Genomic DNA, 19,775 nt, shown 5'->3' with positions numbered 1-19,775 from the left:
GAGTCCTAATGTAGCATAAATAAAACTTTATCGCAAAGAGCTGTAGCCGGTAAAAGCAATACAAACTTGTCGGCTACTTGTTTACGTAAGAGCTTGTTGCTTATTATAACTGTTGTAGAATTTTTTTCGTTTCCGGAGCATACTAAAACTTGTACCTGCCTGATGCGGCGGCTATACCTAACAGTTCCCGTATGGGCAGTATAGACCCGTTTTGGCAGGGCCACAGAACACTATGAAGACAATCCTTTTTTTCGGCGACAGCCTGACAGCAGGCTACGGACTGCCGACGGCGCAGGCCTACCCCGCGCTCATTCAACAAAAGCTGAAGGAAGCCGGCTATGACCATACGGTGATCAATGCGGGTATAAGCGGTGACACGACGTCCAGCGGACTGTATCGGGTCGATCGCTGGCTGGCCGGGCAAATCGACTTCTTTGTGCTGGCTCTTGGAGCGAACGACGGGCTGCGCGGTATACCTGCCCGCGAAACCTCCCAGAACCTGCAGCAGATCATTGACAAAGTAAAACACAAGCACCCGGAGGCGCATATCATCTTGTCAGGCATGGAAATACCTGACATTGTGCCGGGACGCTATGCGGCGGAGTTTCGAAAACTGTTTAGGGAGTTGGCTATCAAAAACAATGTGGCTTTTGTGCCCTTTCTGCTGGAAGGGGTGGCCGGTATGCGGCATCTAAACCTACCCGACGGTGTGCACCCCAATGCGGAGGGGCAGAAACTCCTAGCCCGCCATACTTGGACAGTATTAGAAGGGTTGCTTAAGGAAGAACTTTAAAATAAAACGGGCAGAATCATTTGATTCAGCCCGTTAGTATATTCAGTAGGTATAGATTAGTTTTTATGATCCTGTCTGAAACGCATGGCGTTCTCCATCTGTGCGCGGATCTCCTTGGTAGTGTTTCTGGCCCAGAGGTTAAAGGTCGTGTTATCTGTCTCTTCAATGTCTTTTACATTGTCCTCAAACTCACCTAATGCGTCTTTATGGGCCTCCACCACTGCATCCCAGTAGGTGCGGTCAAACTCTTCGGGACTCTTGTCGCGGAGTTCTTGTATACGACCGGCATGGTCTTCTTCCATTTGCTGCGGCAAGGTTACATTGTACTGATTCGACATGTCCTGCAGCTCCTCCAGCTTTTTAGAGTAAAGGTCCACCATTTGCTGGCCATAGTCGCGCACTTGCGCCGTAACACCTTTTTCGGCGGCTAACTTGCCCATTTCCACCTGCTGTGTGCTGACACTGTGCGCATGGCCCATAAACTCACGCTTGTCGTCGTTAAGGGTAGAGTCGGCGGCGGCCGTCGTATTTAGTTCTGTGTCTACATTCGTGGTAGAATCAGTTTCCTGCGTGTTGGATCCGCAAGATGCAAAAGCAAAGCAGCCGCACAGTAGGGCCGTTGCCATCGATAGGTTTTTCATGGTTTTATTTTGGTTAGTTTTTCAACGTGTTTCCTAGGGCATACGAAGAAAAGGTAATAATTTGTTCAGTATGCCTAAACTTGGAGTGGGTGAGCAGCTGCATTAAAAAACAAAGGCTCGACTCCTCCACAGGGGACAAGCCAAGCCTTTGTTTATGTAAGTTTTAAAACTTAGTAATAAATATGCTCTCCGCGATTCTTTTGGAAATGATCTTCAAAGTAGCGGGCATCCTCAGGCGTGCGTGGCTGAAAGCCCAGCACGATATTACCTTCTTTCACGCCTTCTTCGTATACCTTGGCGCGTTCTTCCGGAATACCGGCGCCAACCAATGCACCGATCAAGCCGCCTGTCAGGCCACCTGCGCCTGCGCCTGCCAAACCAGCCGCCAACGGACCGGCAACTACCAGACCCAGACCCGGAATAGCTACCGATGTACCAATAGCAGCCACGGCACCCACAATGGCGCCAAGTGTACCACCAATGGCTGAACCGGCACCAGCACCTTCTAGTGATTTGTTGCCTAACTCGGTATCACCGTCGCGATCCACGTCATCACCAAAGTGGCGTTTACGACCTTCATCCGACAATACCACATTGATATCGTCTTTGTCATACCCGCGGGCACGAAGTTCTTCATAGGCGCGCTCTGCGCTGTCACGGTCTCTGAACATGGCTGTCATCATGCTCGCGTTGTCTCGTCTGTCCATAGCTTATTTTGTTATTTGTTTTTAAAGAGTTTATGTAACGTAAGGCTATTCAAAGCCAGTTTATACTAACGGCTGTGAAGTCTTATAGTTGCAAAAGACCTGATCAGGAATGCCTTTTGCCCTAAGAAGTGTGCAAAAAAAAAGCCTTCCCAATAGTGGAAAGGCTTTTCTGTAATGGTTATATCTAATTATTGATCATCACTTACGCGGTCAGCAGTAACAAGTACACGGTCTACTACGTGGATTACACCATTAGAGGCTTCAATATTAGGCTCTACAATGCTAGCCCCACCGATTGTGAAGTCTGCTGGGGTAGCTCCTGTACCTAGAGTACCAATCTCGATATAGTCATTATCACTAATCTGGATACGCTGGTTTGCCTGCATTTGGGCAGTTGTTACTTTATTGGCAATAATATGTGCCTGCAATACCTGAATTAGTTCATTTCTGTTTTCTGGCTTTTTCAAGTATTCTAGCTGACCGGCTGGCAGCTTCTCAAACGCCTCGTTAGTTGGGGCAAAAATGGTGAACTCGCTGTCTTGCTGAAAAGCAGATGAAATATTGGCGGCCTGCACCAGCTCCATAAAGGTAGATATGTCGCTTCTAGTGTTGGCAGCATCTAAGATAGTCATGGAGCTGGTTTCTGCGGTAGCGCCCATCTCTGTGCTAGTGCGCATGTCAGTATCAGTAGTTGTTACATCCGTCGATACCTCAGTCTCCATTGTTGTAGCGTCGTCACCTGCCATTGTTTCCGTCTGGCTCATAGTCGTTGTCTCATCCATGGCTGTTGTTTCCATAGATTCGTTGCTGCTGGCGCAGCTGTACATAAATCCTGCGGCAAGCACAAGGGCTGCGGGTTTAAAAAATCTCATTTTCATAGTCGTTAGCTTTTTGTTCTAAAATAAAATGTGTGTAATTATATCCAATTTGTACACATTGTTTATTTAACTACGACTGGTAAAAAAAGTTATAAGAAAAAAGGACTATCTTCAGATTTTACTGAGATAGTCCTTTTAAGTATTGCAATAAAACAATAGTAGCTTAATTAGTTATAGACTTTCACAACAAAGATATAGTCCTGTAACTTCTTTAGTTGCTGTGTTCTGGCAGTGCCATTCAACGCGTTGTGCTGAGGCATTGAAACGGTGCTTCCAGCGTTTTTCTCCTGCATTTCGGTTACCATTTGCAGCAGATATGTCGACTTTACGGCGAAAGCGGCGCCTTCCTGTCCGGCCTGTTTGCCATTAATAACCCCGATTACATTGCCTTTATCGTCAAGCAGTGGGCCACCACTGTTGCCCGGGTTTAGGGGGATGGAGATCTGGTAAGAAGTGGTATCACCCTCGAAGCCGGAAGCGGAACTCAGGGAGCCTTCGCCGAACACAATGTCTTCGCGTGGGAAACCCAAGGTATAGACACGCTCTCCCAAATCAGATGCCGCAGTCTTGAAGGTATAAGGCAGCTTACTGAAACCTGCGAAAGAAGGGTCTTCTATTTTTAGGATAGTCAGGTCGTATTCGGTATTGCGGTGTACCTCTGTTACTTTATACTTGAGTCCGGCCTTGTTTTCAATTAGGATAGAGTCTGCACCTTGGATTACGTGCGAACTGGTTACTATGTAGCCGTCTGGACTGATGGCAAAGCCAGTACCGCTAAAACGGGCCGAGCGAGGAGCCGGTGCGGCGACATCAGCGCTGGCAATGCCATTGATAAGGGCACGCTGTTCTTTTTTGATCTTCTCAACTTCACGGCGCAGCTCAATATAGCGAGCAGTCTGCTGCTGTACCGGGGCTTTGATCTGCTGTACGCTCCAAAGCGTGCCAAACACAGATAAAAGGGAAACGCTTGCTGCCACAGCCATCGTCTGGGCGTGTTTTTTAAAGAAAACTCTCCAAGCCTGCAATTCACCAATAGAAGTGGCGGAGGCCGTGTCGTTTTCCATTTCGCTGTGTATGCTGCTCAGCTTGGTTCGCAGTTGCTGGCGCTGACCGTACTGCTGCATCGCCTGCAGTACTTGCCTGTGCTCCTGTACCTGATCGGCGAGCCGCAGGTCGGTGACCAACAGCGCCTCAAAGGCAGCTTTCTCCTCGGCGGGCATTGCCCCGGCCAAGTAGCGCTCTATCTGCTCATAAATGCGGTAGTCAAACATGATTCTATAAAAATACCTTGTTATAAGGTGCTAAAATTCATTCTAAGGCTATACCTCTGGTTTGTAAGAAGTAAAGAACAGTTTTTTGAGGCGCTGTAGGCACTTGTACTTCTGGTTTTTGGCGGTATCAGTATTGGTGTAGCCAAATTTCTCCACAATGTCCTGCATGCCCTGTGCCCGGATGTAAAAGTCCTCCAGCAACGTGCGGCAGGGCTCGCCCAGTTGGTCCAGCGCCTCAGCCATAACGCCGAACTGTCTTTCGTTCTCCTCATGCTGCGGCACATCCTCCTCCAGCGACAGGTAATTTTCAGAATCCTCTATGCGGTTAGCATAGCGTCCTTTTTCGGCCAGTCGCTTTAGCCAGAGTCGGCGGCACACAGAGTAGAGATAGGTTTTGATCTGACAACTCAGCTCCAAGCTGTTTCCTTTGATCTTCTCGTAGAAGACGATCACGCCTTCCTGATAAATGTCTTTCGCCTCATCATCAGTTCCACTGTTACTGATAATGAAATGAGATATCATCGGGAAGTGCAGCTTATACAGGTGTGCGAGCGCTCGGTCGTCGTCATTCCGGATCCCTTCCATGATCGCCTCATCCGTCTCATACAAACTCTTCCTCATTCCGTTCCTTTTTAATACGCCAGGCCGCATTTTGTAACCCAACAAAAAAATATTTTAAAAAAATAAAAAATGCCGGGTTACCTATCCGGCTTTCCGGTATGAAGTTCAAATTCGAAACCAAAACACTTAATCACAAACACAAAATGAAAAATTTATTCAAATTCGCTTTCGTAGCGTTCGCCCTAGTAGCTTTCACAGCTTGCAACACTGAAGAAACTGCAACTGAAACTGAAGCTGTAGAAACTGAGGTTGTTGAGACTGAAGAAGTTGTTACTGAAGAGGCTGAAGTTGTTGAAACTGAGACTGAAGTTGAAGTTGACACTACTGTAACTGTACAGTAATCAATAGCAGAACTACGGATTATACCTTATAGTTCTAAACACATAAGAAGGCCCTGCAGCAATGCAGGGCCTTCTTATTTTTTGTGCTGGTCAGGCCATAGTCAGCTCAGGTTTAGTAAAAATTTTTTGTATTTAGACTGCCATGGGTAAAGCGCCAGAACTAGTCTAGAAACGCTTTACTTTTTTGCGGCGCTCCATCTCCTTGCTGATCAAGCCAAACTCGCGGCTGCTCTGGCCGGCAATGGCGGTGTTCTCGTTGGCGCGGCGCAGCAGGTACGGCATCACCGACTCCACCGGACCATAAGGTACATATTTGGCTACATTGTAACCCGCGTTGGCCAAGTTGTACGACAAGTTATCGCTCATACCATAAAGCTGTGCAAAGAACACGCGCTCGTCATTGGGCGCTATACCTTTCTCTTCCATCAACTCCATGAGCAGGTATGAACTGTCCTCATTATGCGTACCGGCGCAAAGCGATATGCGGTCGATGTGGTCGATGCAGAAACGGAGACCTTCGTTGTAGAGCTTGTCAGACGCCTCTTTTGTTGGGTTGATCGGGCTTGGATAGCCTTGCTCTTCTGCACGCTTGCGCTCTTTTTCCATGTAGGCACCGCGCACTGGTTTTGCGCCCAAGATGTAATTTTTAGCCACGGCGTTCTCATAATCGCGCATTAGAGCGTCTAGGCGGTCGTGGCGGTATAGTTGGTATGTATTGTAAACGATGGCCTTCTCTTTATTGTAGAGCTCCATCATTTCGTAGGCCAAGTTGTCGATTGTTTCCTGAAACCAGCTTTCCTCGGCATCCACAAACACACGCACATCGGCTTCGTGGCAAAGTTTGCAGATGTCCTTTACACGCTGACGGCCACGCTCGAAAGCGGCTTTTTCTTCTTCCGTCATCTGTTCGCCAGCCTGTACTTTCTCCAATAAGTCGGTACGCATCAGACCGGTTACCTTGAACACCGAGAATGGGATGTTCTTGTTGCCGCGTGCCTTCTCTACCGTGCGCAGAATCTCGTCTCTCGTCTCGTCAAAGCTTCTGTCCACGCCCTCGCCCTCCACGGAGTAATCGAGAATGGTACCGATATTGTACTTGGCCAGCTCACGAATGGCACGCTCCGACTCCTCTATCGTTTCGCCTCCGCAGAAGTGGTTGAAAATGGTTGGTTTGATGATAAACTTAACAGGCAAGTGCAGCTTAAGGGCTGTGTTAAGCAGGTTGCCACCCAGTTTCACAAATTTGTTGCTGTTCATGGACTTGAACAACAGGTACATTTTATAAAGCTCAGCGTCTGACTTGGATGAAAAAGCGACAGCTGTATCGTCGAAAGAAACGTTGGTAACCGGGTTCATGTAATAGCGTGTTAATCGGCGCAAAGATAGTGTAACTGTTAAAGTTATACACCATAGACACCTAGTACTTAAGGTATATTTTTGTACTGTTTTTCAGTGCAGGCATTCCCTTAAACTAGATCCACTGCATAACTGTTGTAATTGTCGTACCTTTGTATGGACAATTGATACCGATGAATTTTAAAAATAAAGACACTTACTTTGCTGATTTGCTAGCCGAGCGAGGCAGGCCGCTTGTGATTGCCGGACCTTGCAGCGCTGAGAGTGAAAAGCAGGTGATGCAAACCGCCGAAGCTCTGAAAAAGCTGGGTGTGCACTTGTTTCGGGCGGGCATCTGGAAGCCACGTTCCCGCCCAAACACCTTCGAAGGTATAGGCCTAGAAGGACTGGAATGGCTAGGCCGCGTGAAGCGTGAACTGGGTATGCGCGTGACGACGGAAGTAGCCACTGGCCGCCATGTAGAAGAAGCCCTAAAACAAGGTATAGACGTGTTGTGGATTGGCGCCCGCACCTCCGTGAACCCATTTGCCGTGCAGGAAATAGCCGATGCGCTGAGTGGCGTGCAAGTGCCGGTGATGGTGAAAAACCCCGTAAACCCGGATCTGGCACTGTGGATTGGAGCGATTGAGCGCATCTATCAGGCAGGTATAAGCGATTTGGCCGCCATTCACCGTGGTTTTTCTTCTTATCAGCCTTCCAAGTACCGCAACGCGCCGGTATGGCAGATTCCGATCGAACTGAAAGCCCGTTTCCAGAACTTGCCTGTGATCGTGGACCCAAGCCATATCGGAGGCACGCGTGAACTTATACACCCCATTTCGCAGCGGGCACTTGATCTTGGCTATGACGGTGTGATGATCGAAACGCACCCGAACCCGATTGAAGCCCTGAGCGACCCGGAGCAGCAGGTGACGCCAGCGGCCTTGGCTGACATTCTGGACAAACTGCAGGTGCGCAAAACAAATTACGATGACGTTGAACTCGTAAACCGGGCCGAGGAACTGCGCTTGCAGATTGACGCCGCCGACCATGACCTAATCGGTGTCTTGGCACAGCGCATGGCCTTAGTCGAGCAGATAGGGGAGTACAAAAAACAAAACAACGTGCAGGTGCTGCAGCTTGAGCGCTGGAAAGAGATTTTCCGAACCCGAGCCGACTGGGCCTCCGAGGCAGGTATAAACCCGGCCTTTGTGGAAGAGCTTTATAAGCTGATTCATGTGGAGTCCATCCGCAAACAGACCATCATCCTGCAGGACGGAAACCAAGAAGCAAAACCTGACACCAAGCCGGAACAGGCTTCGTAAGCGTATACCTGAACGTCGGTCAAAAGCCGACGTTTTATTCTTAATCTATACCTGATAAAATCAAAATCTGCGTGACCGAAAGCATATACATCGGACGAGACGTGCTGCCGCAGCTGAAAGCGGTATTGCAAAACCTCGCCTTCTCGAAAGTAGCTGTGCTGGTGGACGAAAACACCCTGCACCATTGCTATCCGCAAGTGAAGCCCTATCTGCCCGAACACGATATCATCCAGATACAAAGCGGCGAGGAACACAAAACCCTACAGACCTGCGAGCACATCTGGCAGCGTATGACGGAGTTCAATCTGGACCGCTGGTCGGTGCTCGTGAATCTGGGTGGCGGCGTGATCGGCGACATGGGCGGTTTCTGTGCGGCCACATTCAAGCGCGGTATGTACTTTGTGCAGGTGCCTACCACACTGCTGGCGCAGGTTGATGCCAGCATAGGCGGCAAAACAGGTATAGACTTCCACGAACTCAAAAACCACATCGGAGTATACAAAGAGCCCAAAGCCGTCATCATCGATCCGACTTTCCTAAATTCGCTCCCGCAGCGTCAACTCAAGTCAGGTTATGCCGAGATCATCAAACACTGGCTGATCGCAGACGCGGCGGCCTTTGAGGAACAGCGCCACATCGGGCTTTTCACTGAAGACTGGGACGCACTTATACGGCACTCAGTAGGTATAAAGTCAGCGGTGGTGGAGGCCGATCCGCTGGAAGGCGGTTATCGCAAAGTGCTCAACTTCGGCCATACGGTGGGTCACGCCGTAGAAAGTTACCTGATGGGGCAGCCGGGCCGCGAGTTGTTACACGGTGAGGCCATTGCCGTCGGGATGCTGTGTGAGGCTTACCTGTCCGTGAAGAAAGACATGCTCACCAAGCGGGAGCTCGACCAGATCGAAACTTTTCTGGTTTCGGTTTACGAAAAGGTGAAGCTCACCGAAGAAGACATTCGGGCGATGAGCCAACTGGCTCTGCAGGACAAGAAAAATACTCATTCCACTATCAACTGTACGCTGTTGCAAGGTATAGGCAAGGCTGTTTGGGACCAGCCTGTCACCCTCGCCGAAATACAGGAATCTTTGCGCTATTATCAGCTACTATGACCAAAACTCTTACTATTTCGCACCCAACAGGTATACTGAAGGGCCGCATACAATTACCTGCCTCTAAGAGCGAGGCAAATCGTGCTTTGATCATCGCGGCTTTGGCAGGGGGAGAGTCCAAGCTACACAACCTCTCCGAAGCCAACGATACCCAACTCCTGCAAAAACTCCTGAAAAGCGACTCGGACTCTATCGACGCCGAGGATGCCGGCACGGTTATGCGCTTCCTGACAGCCTACTATGCTATAACTGGTCAGCAAAAAACATTAACCGGCACCGAACGCATGTGCCAGCGGCCGATCAAAGTGCTGGTAGAAGCCTTGCAGGAGCTAGGCGCAGGTATAGAGTACCTAGGTAAGGAAGGTTATCCGCCACTCAAGATCAGCGGCTTCAAAGGCAATGGCAAGAAACGCCTGAAAGTGCGCAGCGATATCAGTAGCCAGTACATTTCGGCTTTGATCATGGTCGCGCCTTTGCTTCCGGAGGGGCTGGAACTAGAACTAGAAAGTAAGGTCAGCTCACGTCCCTATATCGAAATGACCTTGGCTTTGATGAAGCATTTTGGCGTAGAGGCCATCTTTGAGGGCAATACGATCACAGTGCCTCACCAGAAGTACCAGTCCGCCACTTTTTCGGTAGAGTCTGACTGGTCGGCGGCCAGCTACTGGTATAGCATGGCGGCTTTGGCCAAAGAAGCGGATATTACCTTGCTCGGCTTACGGGAGGTCTCTCACCAAGGCGACAAAGCCATCGTGGACATCATGCGCCGTTTGGGCGTGCATACTGAGTTCAAGCCGGAAGGGGTGCGCCTCACCAAGAAGCACTCCGAAAAGCGCCTGTCCTACGATTTTAGCAACTGTCCTGATTTGGCCCAAACTATTGTGGCACTGTGCGCCGCTATTGGCGTAACACTGGAAATGAACGGTATAGAGAGTTTGCGCATCAAAGAAACAGACCGCATTCAGGCGCTTCAGATTGAGGTATTAGGTATGGGGGCTTCACTGGAAGAAAGATCACCCGGCATTTTTCAGATGAAACCGACCCTCATGATCAACCGGGAACTGAACTTCAGGACTTACCAAGATCACCGGATGGCCATGGCTTTTGCACCTATTGCTTTGCTGCAGCCGGTACAAATTCAGGAGCCGGAAGTGGTGCGCAAGTCCTACCCACAGTTTTGGGAGGATCTGGAGAAAATAGGGTTTGAGGTAATGAATAATGAATAATGGGAAAGCGCTATTTGTACGGAGACGCTGGTCTGATTGAAGGCTTGCTTCCTCAGTTTGAGTTGATGGAAGAAGCCGCAGGCGGCTGGGCGGCGGTGTATAAGGATGCCGCTACAAAGAGTTTTTGGATGAAATGCTATACCACGGCAGGCGAGCAGCTGGGTGGCGGTTACGAATTACTTATCAGGCTCCCGCTCCCAACTACAGAGAGATTGATAGCGGTTGCCATCGAAACGCCGCACGAGGATGAAGCTGTCGCAGCCATCATGCGTTTATTGGACGAAGAGGCAGTGGAGGCGAAGGATTTTCGACATTTGCTCTTGGAAGTGCTGGAGCAGATGCACCTCGAAAGTATAAGCTCAGAACAGAAACAGCATCTCCGGAAGATCATCACACTTACTTCATTGACAGATCCCACCAATAAGCGTCCTGTCAAAGGCAAAACTGTAGATCAGCTCAAAGCTGATGCTGCATATTTTGAGGGTGTGTCTAAACAAGCGCTAGATTTGTTAGACAGTCTGAAGTAAAGTATTGCAATAACTCAATGAGGCACTGAATCCTTCACTACTTCCTCTATCAAGTTCTGCAAATACTCCGGTGCCTTTAGCAAGCGACTGCCGTACCAACTAAACATCTCTCCATCCACTACTTTGATCACCGCCTTCGGGCAGATCTCCTGAAACTCCGCAAAGTGCTTATCCTGAAAAGGGTAAGGCTCTGATGACAGCAAAATCAGTGTTGGGGCAGCAATCTGCAGCTGCTCTGGCGATACCTCCGGATAGCGAGACAAGTCGGCAAACACATTGTGAAAGCCGCAGCGCTGTAGCATGTAATCGATGAAGTTGTCGCTGCCCACCGCCATATAAGGTTTGCGCCAGATAAAGTAAGCTGTAGGTATAGCGGGTCGCAAGGGCTGCAGATTTTTAAAACCGGAGGCTATACCTTGTACCAGCTCCTCTGCCTTAGCTTCTGTTCCAGTTAGTCTACCTATCTGCGTGATCATTTGAAGCGCGTCTTCCAAGGTATAGATGTCGCTCATCCAGACCGGGTACTTCCCCTGCAGCTGGGCTATACCTTCCTCATAATTCTCTTCCTTGTTTCCAATAATCAGGTCAGGCTGGAGTGCGTCGATCACTTCCAGTTTAAAGTTCTTGGTACCGCCGATGACGGTCTTTTGCTTTACCTTTTCAGTGGGGTGAATGCAGAATTTGGTAAGGCCAACAAGGCGGTCTTGCAAACCCAGATCAAAAAGCAACTCGGTTTGCGATGGCACCAGCGACACAATGCGCTGTGGCAATTGCGGCAGCGTAATGGTGTGGCCCATTTGGTCGGTGAAAGTATAGAGGGAGCGCATGTTCAAAAGTAAGAAATTGAAAAGACCCTTAAAATAAAAAACCACACAGTCCAAAGGGGGTGCTGTGTGGTTTCTCGCATTGGCTAAAAGCGATTTTTTATTTCAGGTATCTGAAATCCTGATTGTCCTCAATTTTTAGCAGTGTCTCGTAAATCAGTTTCGTCACGTTCTCCACGTCGTCTTTGTGCACAGTTTCTACTGTTGTGTGCATATACTTCAGCGGCAACGAAATAAGCGCTGAAGCTACACCCGCGTTAGAATATGCAAACGCATCAGTGTCGGTTCCGGTTGCACGTGAAACGGCGGAGCGCTGGAATGGAATCTCTTTTTCCTGTGCGGTATTGATGATCAGGTCGCGTACATTATTCTGCACCGCCGGACCGTAGGCAATCACAGGGCCTTTGCCGCAGTGGATGTCGCCGCTGTTCTTCTTGTCATACATCGGCGACTGTGTATCGTGCGTCACGTCCGTGATGATGGCCACATCCGGCTTGATGCGGTGTGCGATCATCTCGGCACCACGCAGACCGATCTCTTCCTGCACGGAATTGACGATGTACAGACCAAAAGGCAACTTGTGCTTGCGCTCATGGATCATGCGAGCCACTTCAGCGATCATAAAACCACCCACACGGTTGTCCAGCGCACGGCCTACGTAAAATTTGTCGTTCATCACTGTGAACTCGTCTTCGAACGTAGCCACGCAACCCACGTGTATACCCATTTTCTCTACTTCCTCACGATTGCTCGCGCCGCAGTCCAAGAACACAGTTTCGATAGTAGGGGCTTTGTCGTTCTCGACCTTGCGCACGTGGATGGCCGGCCATCCGAAAACAGCCTTCACGATACCCTTAGAGGTATAGATGTTAACTCTTTTAGACGGAGCGATCAGGGCATCGGAACCACCGTTGCGCTTCAGGTAGAGATAGCCTTCTGGCGTGATGTAGTTCACGAACCAAGAGATCTCATCGGCATGCGCTTCGATCACGACCTTATACTCTGCTTCTGGGTTAATCACACCCACTACAGTGCCGTAAGTATCTACGAAGTAATCCTCAATGTATGGTTTGATGTACTCCAGCCATAGCTTCTGGCCTTCAGATTCGAAGCCGGTGGGAGAGGAGTTATTCAGGTATTTCTCTAGAAAATCGAAAGATTCTTTTCTCATTGGGTCAGTTTTCAGTAATGTATACACAATGGTTGTTAAACATAACGAGCATGTACAGCCAGATGTTCTGTGGCTGCGCATGCTCGTCATTCAATCCAATTAAAGCGGAATATTCCCGTGCTTCTTGCGCGGTAGGCTTACCACTTTATTTTCCAGCATCTTGAAAGCCTTGATCAACTTGGAGCGTGTCTCGCTTGGCATGATCACTTCGTCGATGAAGCCACGGTGCGCAGCGCGGTATGGCGTCGCGAATTTGTCTTTGTACTCTTGTACCTTCTCAGCCAGTTTCGCAGCCGGATCTTCGGCTTCAGCGATCTCACGCTTAAAGATAATCTCGGCAGCACCCTGCGCACCCATAACCGCAATCTCAGCAGTCGGCCATGCATAGTTCATGTCAGCACCGATGTGCTTGGAGTTCATAACGTCGTATGCACCGCCATAAGCTTTACGAGTAATCACCGTGATACGCGGCACAGTCGCTTCGCAGAAGGCATAAAGCAGCTTGGCACCGTTAGTGATGATACCGCGCCACTCCTGATCAGTGCCCGGCAGGAAGCCTGGTACGTCTTCCAACACCAGCAACGGCACGTTGAAGCTGTCGCAGAAGCGCACGAAACGCGCGGCTTTGGTGCTGGCGTTGATGTCGAGCACGCCGGCGAGGACGGAAGGTTGGTTGCCCACGATGCCGATGCTGCGGCCACCCAGACGGGCAAAACCCACCACGATGTTCTCGCCGAAGTTTTTGTGTACCTCAAAGAAAGAGTCCGCGTCGATGATGCCCTCGATTACCTCACGCATGTCGTAAGGCTGGTTCGGGTTTTCAGGTATAATGGTGTCGAGAATAGCGCGAGTTTCGTCAGCTTTTTCCTCGTAGGGTACTGACGGTGGCAACTCTTCGCAGTTCTGCGGCACGTAGCTCAACAGCGTTTTAATGTAGTTGATACACTCTACCTCGTTGGCGCAGGAAAAATGCGTCACGCCACTCTTGGTGCTGTGCGTGCTAGCGCCGCCCAGCTCTTCAGAGGTTACTTCTTCGTGCGTTACCGTTTTTACCACGTTCGGGCCAGTCACGAACATATAAGACGTGTCTTCCACCATCATGATAAAGTCGGTGATGGCAGGGGAGTAGACCGCGCCACCGGCGCATGGTCCCATGATAGCCGAGATCTGAGGTATAACCCCAGAGGCCAGTGTGTTGCGGTAGAAAATATCGGCATATCCACCCAGCGATACCACACCTTCCTGAATACGGGCTCCACCTGAGTCATTCAGACCGATAACGGGTGCACCGTTCTTCATGGCCAGCTCCATGATCTTCACGATTTTCTCAGCGTGGGTCTCAGAGAGTGAACCGCCCAGTACCGTAAAGTCCTGCGAGAACACATAAACCAGTCGGCCGTTGATGGTACCGTAGCCGGTCACTACGCCATCGCCTAAGTAATACTGCTTGTCCAGACCAAAGTCCTTGGAGCGGTGCATCACAAACTTGCCGATCTCCTCAAAGGAGTTCTCGTCCATCAAAAGGTGGATGCGCTCACGGGCCGTCAGTTTGCCTTTTTTGTGCTGTGCTTCTATTCTGTCCTGTCCGCCGCCTAGCAAGGCTTCGGCATTTTTGCGGTCCAGCGTTTCGATCTGGCTCTGTCTGATTTCTCCTGCCATGAAATGGGGTATAGCTGTTTATCTAATATCAATTGATTAATTGTCAAATTTAAAAACTATCAGCCGAAATAAGCTATACTCATAGCAAAATTTGAATCTACATCGGTGTATATCTTTCGGATAAGGGCAAAAAATAAGGGCTACCCTGTTAGGAGCAGCCCTTATGCTTATAGGTCTTATACCTTATTTGTCGGATTTCTCACCGTCACCAGACGACTTAGTTGGCTCTTTTTCTTCCTCTTCTCCATCATCCAAAGCGCTTTTGTTTTTTTTGCCATTGCTCTTCTTTGATGCGAAAGTCAGTTTTTCTTCACCTTCTTTGTAGTCCACCATCATGGTGTCGCCTTGTGCGATCTCGGCTTTCAGTATCTCCTCCGCAATCGGGTCTTCGATATATTTCTGAATAGCACGGTTCAGCGGACGGGCACCATACTTCGGATCGTAGCCTTTCTCGGCCACAAAGTCCTTCGCCTTGCTGGTAAGCTCGATCTTGTAGCCAAGCGCATCAATACGCTTGAACAGCTTGCCAAGCGACAGCTCGATGATCTTGTGCATATCCTCACGACCAAGTGAGTTGAACACGATCACGTCATCCAAACGGTTCAGGAACTCAGGCGAGAAGGTTTTCTTCAGGGCACTTGCAATAGTACCTTTCATGATGTCGTCGACGTTCTCTTGCTTGCTCTTCGACATGAAACCGATACCGGCACCGAAGTCTTGCAGGTCGCGTGCACCGATGTTGGAAGTCATGATGATGATCGTGTTACGGAAGTCCACCTTGCGGCCCAGACCGTCCGTCAGAATACCATCATCCAGCACCTGTAGCAACAGGTTGTATACATCCGGGTGCGCTTTCTCGATCTCGTCGAGGAGTACCACAGAGTATGGCTTGCGGCGGATCTTCTCCGTCAGCTGACCGCCCTCTTCGTAGCCCACGTAGCCCGGAGGCGCTCCCACCAAGCGAGATACACTGAATTTCTCCATGTACTCACTCATGTCGATACGCACCAAGGAATCGTCTTTGTCGAACAGGTAAGTGGCCAGCACTTTGGCGAGCTCCGTTTTACCTACACCAGTCGGACCAAGGAACACGAATGAACCAATCGGCTTCTTCGGATCTTTCAGACCAACGCGGGTACGCTGGATGGCTTTTACCAATTGCTTGATGGCTTTCTCCTGACCGATCACCTTGCCGCTCAGTTCATCGGCCATATTCAACAGCTTCTGGCCTTCGTTCTGGGCGATACGCTTCACCGGAATACCTGTCATCATGGCAATAACCTCTGCCACATTTTCCTCTTTTACCGTGTAGCGCTTCTTCTTGGTCTCCTCTTCCCAGCTTTTTTTAGCTGCTTCGAGTTGGTCGATCAGTTTTTTCTCTTTATCACGCAGTTGGGCAGCCTCTTCGTATTTCTGGCTCTTCACCACGCGGTTTTTCTCGCCTTTGATGTTTTCGATCTGCTCTTCGAGCTTCAGAATATCATCTGGCACCACGATGTTGTTGATGTGCACCCGTGCACCCGCCTCATCGAGTACATCGATCGCCTTGTCTGGCAGGAAACGGTCGCTCATGTAGCGGTCACTGAACTTCACACAGGCCTCAATCGCCTTGTCGGTGTAGTTCACGTGGTGGTGATCTTGGTACTTATCCTTGATGTTGTTCAGTATCTCAATCGTTTCTTCCGGCGTAGTAGGGTCTACCATCACAATCTGGAAACGACGGGCCAAGGCGCCATCTTTTTCGATGTACTGACGGTACTCGTCGAGTGTCGTCGCGCCAATGCATTGGATCTCGCCACGTGCAAGGGCCGGCTTGAACATGTTGGAGGCATCCAGCGAACCGGAAGCGCCACCAGCACCCACGATCGTGTGTAGCTCGTCAATGAACAGGATCACGTCCGGAGACTTCTCGAGCTCGTTCATCACGGCTTTCATACGCTCCTCGAACTGACCACGGTACTTTGTGCCAGCCACCAAAGAGGCCAAGTCAAGGGTTACCACACGCTTGTTGAAGAGCACGCGGCTTACCTTTTTCTGCACAATGCGCAGCGCAAGTCCTTCAGCAATAGCTGTTTTACCTACGCCCGGCTCACCAATCAGGATCGGGTTGTTCTTTTTGCGGCGGCTCAGTACCTGTGCCACGCGTTCAATTTCTTTTTCACGGCCCACAATCGGGTCGAGCTTGTCGTCTTCTGCGAGTTTGGTCAGGTCGCGGCCAAAGTTGTCGAGCACAGGGGTGCGCGATTTTTCGCCGGGCTTCTTGCTCGAGCTGCTGCCAGCGCGGGAAGAAGAGCCAAACAATTTGTCAGAATCATCACTATCGTCTGTGTCAGACGACGCCAGTGGATTATTGCTATGATAATCCAAAGAGTCTCTTATCGCTTCGTAGTTCACGTTGAATTTCGCTAAGATTTGTGAAGAAATATTGTCCTCATCCCGGAGGATGGATAATAAGAGGTGTTCAGTACCTATTATATCACTTTTGAAGATTTTGGCCTCCAGATAAGTAATCTTAAGCACCTTCTCTGTCTGTTTGGTAAGCGGGATGCTGCCAGTAATGTTGCTGTTCTGAGAAGCAGTGTTTCGGGTAGCCTGTTCTAAAGCGTACTTTAGTTCATCTATCGAAACGCCCAGCTTCTTCAGCAAGGCAATGGCAGTACCTTCTCCTTCCCGGATCATGCCCAGCACCAAATGTTCGGTGCCAATGTAGTCATGCCCAAGACGGATAGCTTCCTCACGGCTGAGTGAGATAACCTCTTTCACTCTGTTTGAGAATTTAGCTTCCATGTATACTCTATAAAAAAATGTAAAGGTCTAAAAATGTTGTAACTGATTGAGGTTAACAGGATAAGCCTCTGTTTTTAACAAGTCCTGCAGCACAAAGGTTTAGTTTTGCAGTGGCATTATTGTAAGTAGGAAAGCGACTTCGGACCCTGTGTAAACAACAAGTCAATTATACTAAGGTCTTGTACAAATTGTTTGCCAAATACTTGCGTATAGGGTTGTACGTACAAGTTGTCAGGAATGATTTTAGGATGTATCCTATTTCTGAGGTCGAGCACCCCCTCTGGCTGCTCTGTCTGATAGCTGTCTGTGAACCCTATTGGCCGATCCAGCTTCAGAAATTTAAGATAAAGCCGCAATAAATCAACGTTTAGGTCGAATAAATATTTCGGCTGCCGCTCATATACCTCCCGGATGTAGTCGCTGTAAAATTCAAAATAGGGGGCACGCCCATATGCCGCCTGTATCGTGCGCCAATGTACGTTATACCATTTCTGGGTATAGTCGATCTCTATTTCAGTGATATTCGTCTTGTCCTTGCTATTGCCCCGCAGCACCGGCACGCTCAGCGGCACCATGCCCTGCGCCGTGAGCGCATGGCAGCGGCTCCGGTAGCTCTGTTTCACATAGTTCTCGTGTTTTTCTATAATCAAACTATCAGCCCGCAATGCCTGCGCAAAGTACTGAATGGGCGGGTGGTACATTATTTCGGTAAGGAGAAGCAAGGGAGTTAGAAAGTTAAATAGTTTGGAAGTTGTAAGTTCTGAGTCGCGAGTTCTGAGTTGAAGTGTAGTTCTAATGTCTGACATCTATCATTTTATACCTGCAGTCCTGTGGCTCTTTTCCTGCGAAATAAGCACGATTTCTTTAATTTCATAATGCAAGTATAGGTCGTACCTTTGCAGGCGATCTATACCTCGTGAAAAAACCGCTTAACATACCCCTGCTGTATTATCCGCTCTGGTGGCTGCTCAAAGGTCTGTCTTTGCTGCCGCTGTCAGTACTATACCTGCTAGCCGACTTTTTGTTTGTGTTGGTATACCATGTGATTGGCTACCGCAAAAAAGTGGTGCTTCAGAACCTGCGTAATTCTTTTCCGGAGAAATCAGAGCAGGAGATACGAGGTATAGCACGAGACTTCTACCGGCAGTTTCCAGACCTGATCGTAGAGATACTCAAATTGGGCTCCATGGACGCAGCGGAATTGCGCTCAAGAATCGTTTTCTCTAACCAAGAGGTGCTTGATGGCTTTGTGCAGCAAGGCAAAACGGTTATCACAATGGGGTCTCACTCCGGTAACTGGGAGTGGGTGCTGCCTGCCGGTGCAGTACAGTATAACTTTCCTGCTGAGGGCATTTACAAGCGCATAAAAAACCAGTTCTTCGAAGAGTTCATGCTATACCTGCGTAGTCGCTTTGGTGCCCGCTTGATCGAAATGAAAGACACCATGCGCGACTTTGTGCGAAACAGAAAGACACCGCGGGTTGTCGCCATGCTCTCAGACCAGACACCGCCTTACGGCGAGATACAGTTCTGGACTACTTTCCTGAATCAAGATACACCTTTCTTTGTCGGGGCTGAAAAGCTGGCCCATGCCTTTGGTTGTCCGGTGTTGTTTCTGGATGTAGCGCGAATCAAACGCGGGCACTATCGCCTTACGTTCGAAGTCCTATCCGATGGCAGTAGCAAACCGGAAGAAGGAACCTTCCCGATTACCGAAGCCTTCGCCCGCAAACTCGAATCCTCCATCCGCCGCAACCCCGCCAACTACCTCTGGACACATAAGCGTTGGAAACATCGGCGGCCGTAGGCCGCAAGTTCTGAGTTCTGAGTCTCGAGTTCTGAGTTAGTAAAATGGGAGAATAAAAAATGACTCATAACTCTTTACAAGTACTCCTCTATATCACCTGCGCCTTCTCTGAGTACTTCAAAGTTATTAGCAGCGTCTACAACGGTAGAGGCTACGTTGTTGCCGGGACCACCGTCGATTACCGCGTCTACGAGGTTGCGGTATTTCTCATAGATCAGTTCTGGGTCGGTGCTGTACTCGAGTACTTCGTCTTCGTCGTGAATAGAGGTGGAGAGAATTGGGTTGCCTAATTCGCTCACCAGTGCCAAAGCAATTCTGTTGTCAGGTACGCGTATACCTACGGTTTTCTTTTTGCTGCCTGCATAGCGCGGCACGCGACTACTGGCGTCGAGTACGAAGGTGAAGGGGCCGGGCAGTGCCTTTTTCATCACCTTATAAGTGGGCGTGTCAATCTTGGCATAGTCAGAAATGTGGGTGAGGTCTGAACAGATGAAAGAGAGGTTCGCCTTGTCTGGCTTTATCCCTTTCAGCTGACACACACGCTCGACCGCCCTTGTGTTGTGGATGTCGCAGCCGAGGCCGTAAATGGTGTCGGTCGGGTAGATGATGATGCCGCCGTTGCGGAGGATCTCGACGGCTTCCTGTATCTTTTTGGGCTGTGGGTTATCCGGATGTATCTGGAGGAAAACAGCGTTGGCCATAGTTTTATCTTGATTTTAGTGCATTAGGTAAGGCATACTGTAGAAATGCCAA

The 19,775-nt window shown here is 49.5% G+C and carries 19 protein-coding genes; 7 read left to right on the top strand and 12 right to left on the bottom strand.

The window, feature by feature from the left end; all coding sequences use genetic code 11:
* Positions 1–232 precede the first annotated feature (232 nt).
* The gene (locus tag Q1A04_RS06460; RefSeq protein WP_299702801.1) at positions 233–793 is read left to right on the top strand and encodes an arylesterase; all 561 of its coding nucleotides are present in this window, start codon (positions 233–235) and stop codon (positions 791–793) included.
* Positions 794–849: 56 nt separating this feature from the next.
* On the opposite strand, the gene Q1A04_RS06455 is transcribed toward Q1A04_RS06460, so the two are convergent.
* The 5 genes from Q1A04_RS06455 to Q1A04_RS06435 form a co-directional block, all read right to left on the bottom strand.
* Positions 850–1,434, bottom strand: a complete 585-nt coding sequence (locus tag Q1A04_RS06455) for a DUF4142 domain-containing protein (RefSeq protein ID WP_299702798.1) — start codon at positions 1,432–1,434, stop codon at positions 850–852.
* Positions 1,435–1,604: 170 nt separating this feature from the next.
* Entirely contained in the window at positions 1,605–2,141 is a 537-nt protein-coding gene (locus Q1A04_RS06450) for a hypothetical protein (protein ID WP_299702795.1), read from the bottom strand.
* Between the two features lie 188 nt (positions 2,142–2,329).
* The gene (locus Q1A04_RS06445) at positions 2,330–3,019 is read right to left on the bottom strand and encodes a fasciclin domain-containing protein (RefSeq protein ID WP_299702792.1); all 690 of its coding nucleotides are present in this window, start codon (positions 3,017–3,019) and stop codon (positions 2,330–2,332) included.
* A gap of 167 nt (positions 3,020–3,186) precedes the next feature.
* Entirely contained in the window at positions 3,187–4,290 is a 1,104-nt protein-coding gene (locus Q1A04_RS06440; protein ID WP_299702789.1) for a serine protease, read from the bottom strand.
* A gap of 48 nt (positions 4,291–4,338) precedes the next feature.
* Positions 4,339–4,911: a sigma-70 family RNA polymerase sigma factor gene (locus Q1A04_RS06435; RefSeq protein ID WP_076672036.1), complete on the bottom strand. Its 573-nt coding sequence runs from the start codon at positions 4,909–4,911 to the stop codon at positions 4,339–4,341.
* A gap of 143 nt (positions 4,912–5,054) precedes the next feature.
* Here Q1A04_RS06435 and Q1A04_RS06430 point away from each other — a divergent pair, with 143 nt between their 5' ends.
* Complete coding sequence (locus tag Q1A04_RS06430) at positions 5,055–5,252, top strand: hypothetical protein (RefSeq protein ID WP_299702779.1); 198 nt, start codon at positions 5,055–5,057, stop codon at positions 5,250–5,252.
* 165 nt (positions 5,253–5,417) lie between these two features.
* Here Q1A04_RS06430 and Q1A04_RS06425 read toward each other — a convergent pair whose 3' ends face one another.
* Positions 5,418–6,608, bottom strand: a complete 1,191-nt coding sequence (locus Q1A04_RS06425; protein WP_299703644.1) for a proline dehydrogenase family protein — start codon at positions 6,606–6,608, stop codon at positions 5,418–5,420.
* Between the two features lie 173 nt (positions 6,609–6,781).
* Here Q1A04_RS06425 and Q1A04_RS06420 point away from each other — a divergent pair, with 173 nt between their 5' ends.
* The 4 genes from Q1A04_RS06420 to Q1A04_RS06405 all read left to right on the top strand — a co-directional run bounded on the left by Q1A04_RS06420 (position 6,782) and on the right by Q1A04_RS06405 (position 10,774).
* Complete coding sequence (locus Q1A04_RS06420) at positions 6,782–7,912, top strand: bifunctional 3-deoxy-7-phosphoheptulonate synthase/chorismate mutase type II (RefSeq protein WP_299702776.1); 1,131 nt, start codon at positions 6,782–6,784, stop codon at positions 7,910–7,912.
* 71 nt (positions 7,913–7,983) lie between these two features.
* The gene (gene aroB, locus Q1A04_RS06415) at positions 7,984–9,021 is read left to right on the top strand and encodes a 3-dehydroquinate synthase (RefSeq protein ID WP_299702774.1); all 1,038 of its coding nucleotides are present in this window, start codon (positions 7,984–7,986) and stop codon (positions 9,019–9,021) included.
* A complete protein-coding gene (locus Q1A04_RS06410) occupies positions 9,018–10,247 on the top strand; it encodes a 3-phosphoshikimate 1-carboxyvinyltransferase (RefSeq protein WP_299702771.1) in 1,230 nt (409 codons plus the stop codon). Before aroB ends, Q1A04_RS06410 begins: the two co-directional genes overlap by 4 nt.
* Complete coding sequence (locus Q1A04_RS06405) at positions 10,247–10,774, top strand: hypothetical protein (RefSeq protein WP_299702768.1); 528 nt, start codon at positions 10,247–10,249, stop codon at positions 10,772–10,774. Before Q1A04_RS06410 ends, Q1A04_RS06405 begins: the two co-directional genes overlap by 1 nt.
* Positions 10,775–10,788: 14 nt before the next feature.
* Here Q1A04_RS06405 and Q1A04_RS06400 read toward each other — a convergent pair whose 3' ends face one another.
* The 5 genes from Q1A04_RS06400 to Q1A04_RS06380 all read right to left on the bottom strand — a co-directional run bounded on the left by Q1A04_RS06400 (position 10,789) and on the right by Q1A04_RS06380 (position 17,937).
* On the bottom strand, positions 10,789–11,601 hold the full coding sequence (locus tag Q1A04_RS06400) for an ABC transporter substrate-binding protein (protein WP_299702763.1): 813 nt from the start codon (positions 11,599–11,601) through the stop codon (positions 10,789–10,791).
* Positions 11,602–11,698: 97 nt separating this feature from the next.
* Complete coding sequence (locus Q1A04_RS06395; RefSeq protein ID WP_299702760.1) at positions 11,699–12,769, bottom strand: M42 family metallopeptidase; 1,071 nt, start codon at positions 12,767–12,769, stop codon at positions 11,699–11,701.
* 99 nt (positions 12,770–12,868) lie between these two features.
* Positions 12,869–14,428 (bottom strand): acyl-CoA carboxylase subunit beta, encoded by a 1,560-nt coding sequence (locus tag Q1A04_RS06390; protein WP_299702757.1) that lies wholly within the window; start codon positions 14,426–14,428, stop codon positions 12,869–12,871.
* A gap of 183 nt (positions 14,429–14,611) precedes the next feature.
* Positions 14,612–17,215, bottom strand: a complete 2,604-nt coding sequence (locus tag Q1A04_RS06385; RefSeq protein WP_299702754.1) for an ATP-dependent Clp protease ATP-binding subunit — start codon at positions 17,213–17,215, stop codon at positions 14,612–14,614.
* A gap of 116 nt (positions 17,216–17,331) precedes the next feature.
* Complete coding sequence (locus Q1A04_RS06380; RefSeq protein WP_299702751.1) at positions 17,332–17,937, bottom strand: WbqC family protein; 606 nt, start codon at positions 17,935–17,937, stop codon at positions 17,332–17,334.
* Positions 17,938–18,131: 194 nt separating this feature from the next.
* On the opposite strand from Q1A04_RS06380, the gene Q1A04_RS06375 reads away from it, so the two are divergent.
* A complete protein-coding gene (locus tag Q1A04_RS06375; protein ID WP_299702748.1) occupies positions 18,132–19,022 on the top strand; it encodes a lysophospholipid acyltransferase family protein in 891 nt (296 codons plus the stop codon).
* A gap of 74 nt (positions 19,023–19,096) precedes the next feature.
* On the opposite strand, the gene Q1A04_RS06370 is transcribed toward Q1A04_RS06375, so the two are convergent.
* Positions 19,097–19,723, bottom strand: a complete 627-nt coding sequence (locus tag Q1A04_RS06370) for an L-threonylcarbamoyladenylate synthase (RefSeq protein WP_299702745.1) — start codon at positions 19,721–19,723, stop codon at positions 19,097–19,099.
* Positions 19,724–19,775 lie beyond the last annotated feature (52 nt).

The organism is uncultured Pontibacter sp., assembly GCF_947499215.1.
Taxonomy (GTDB): domain Bacteria; phylum Bacteroidota; class Bacteroidia; order Cytophagales; family Hymenobacteraceae; genus Pontibacter.
Note: the sequence above shows the minus strand (reverse complement) of the source record. Positions and strands in the feature narration are given on the sequence as shown.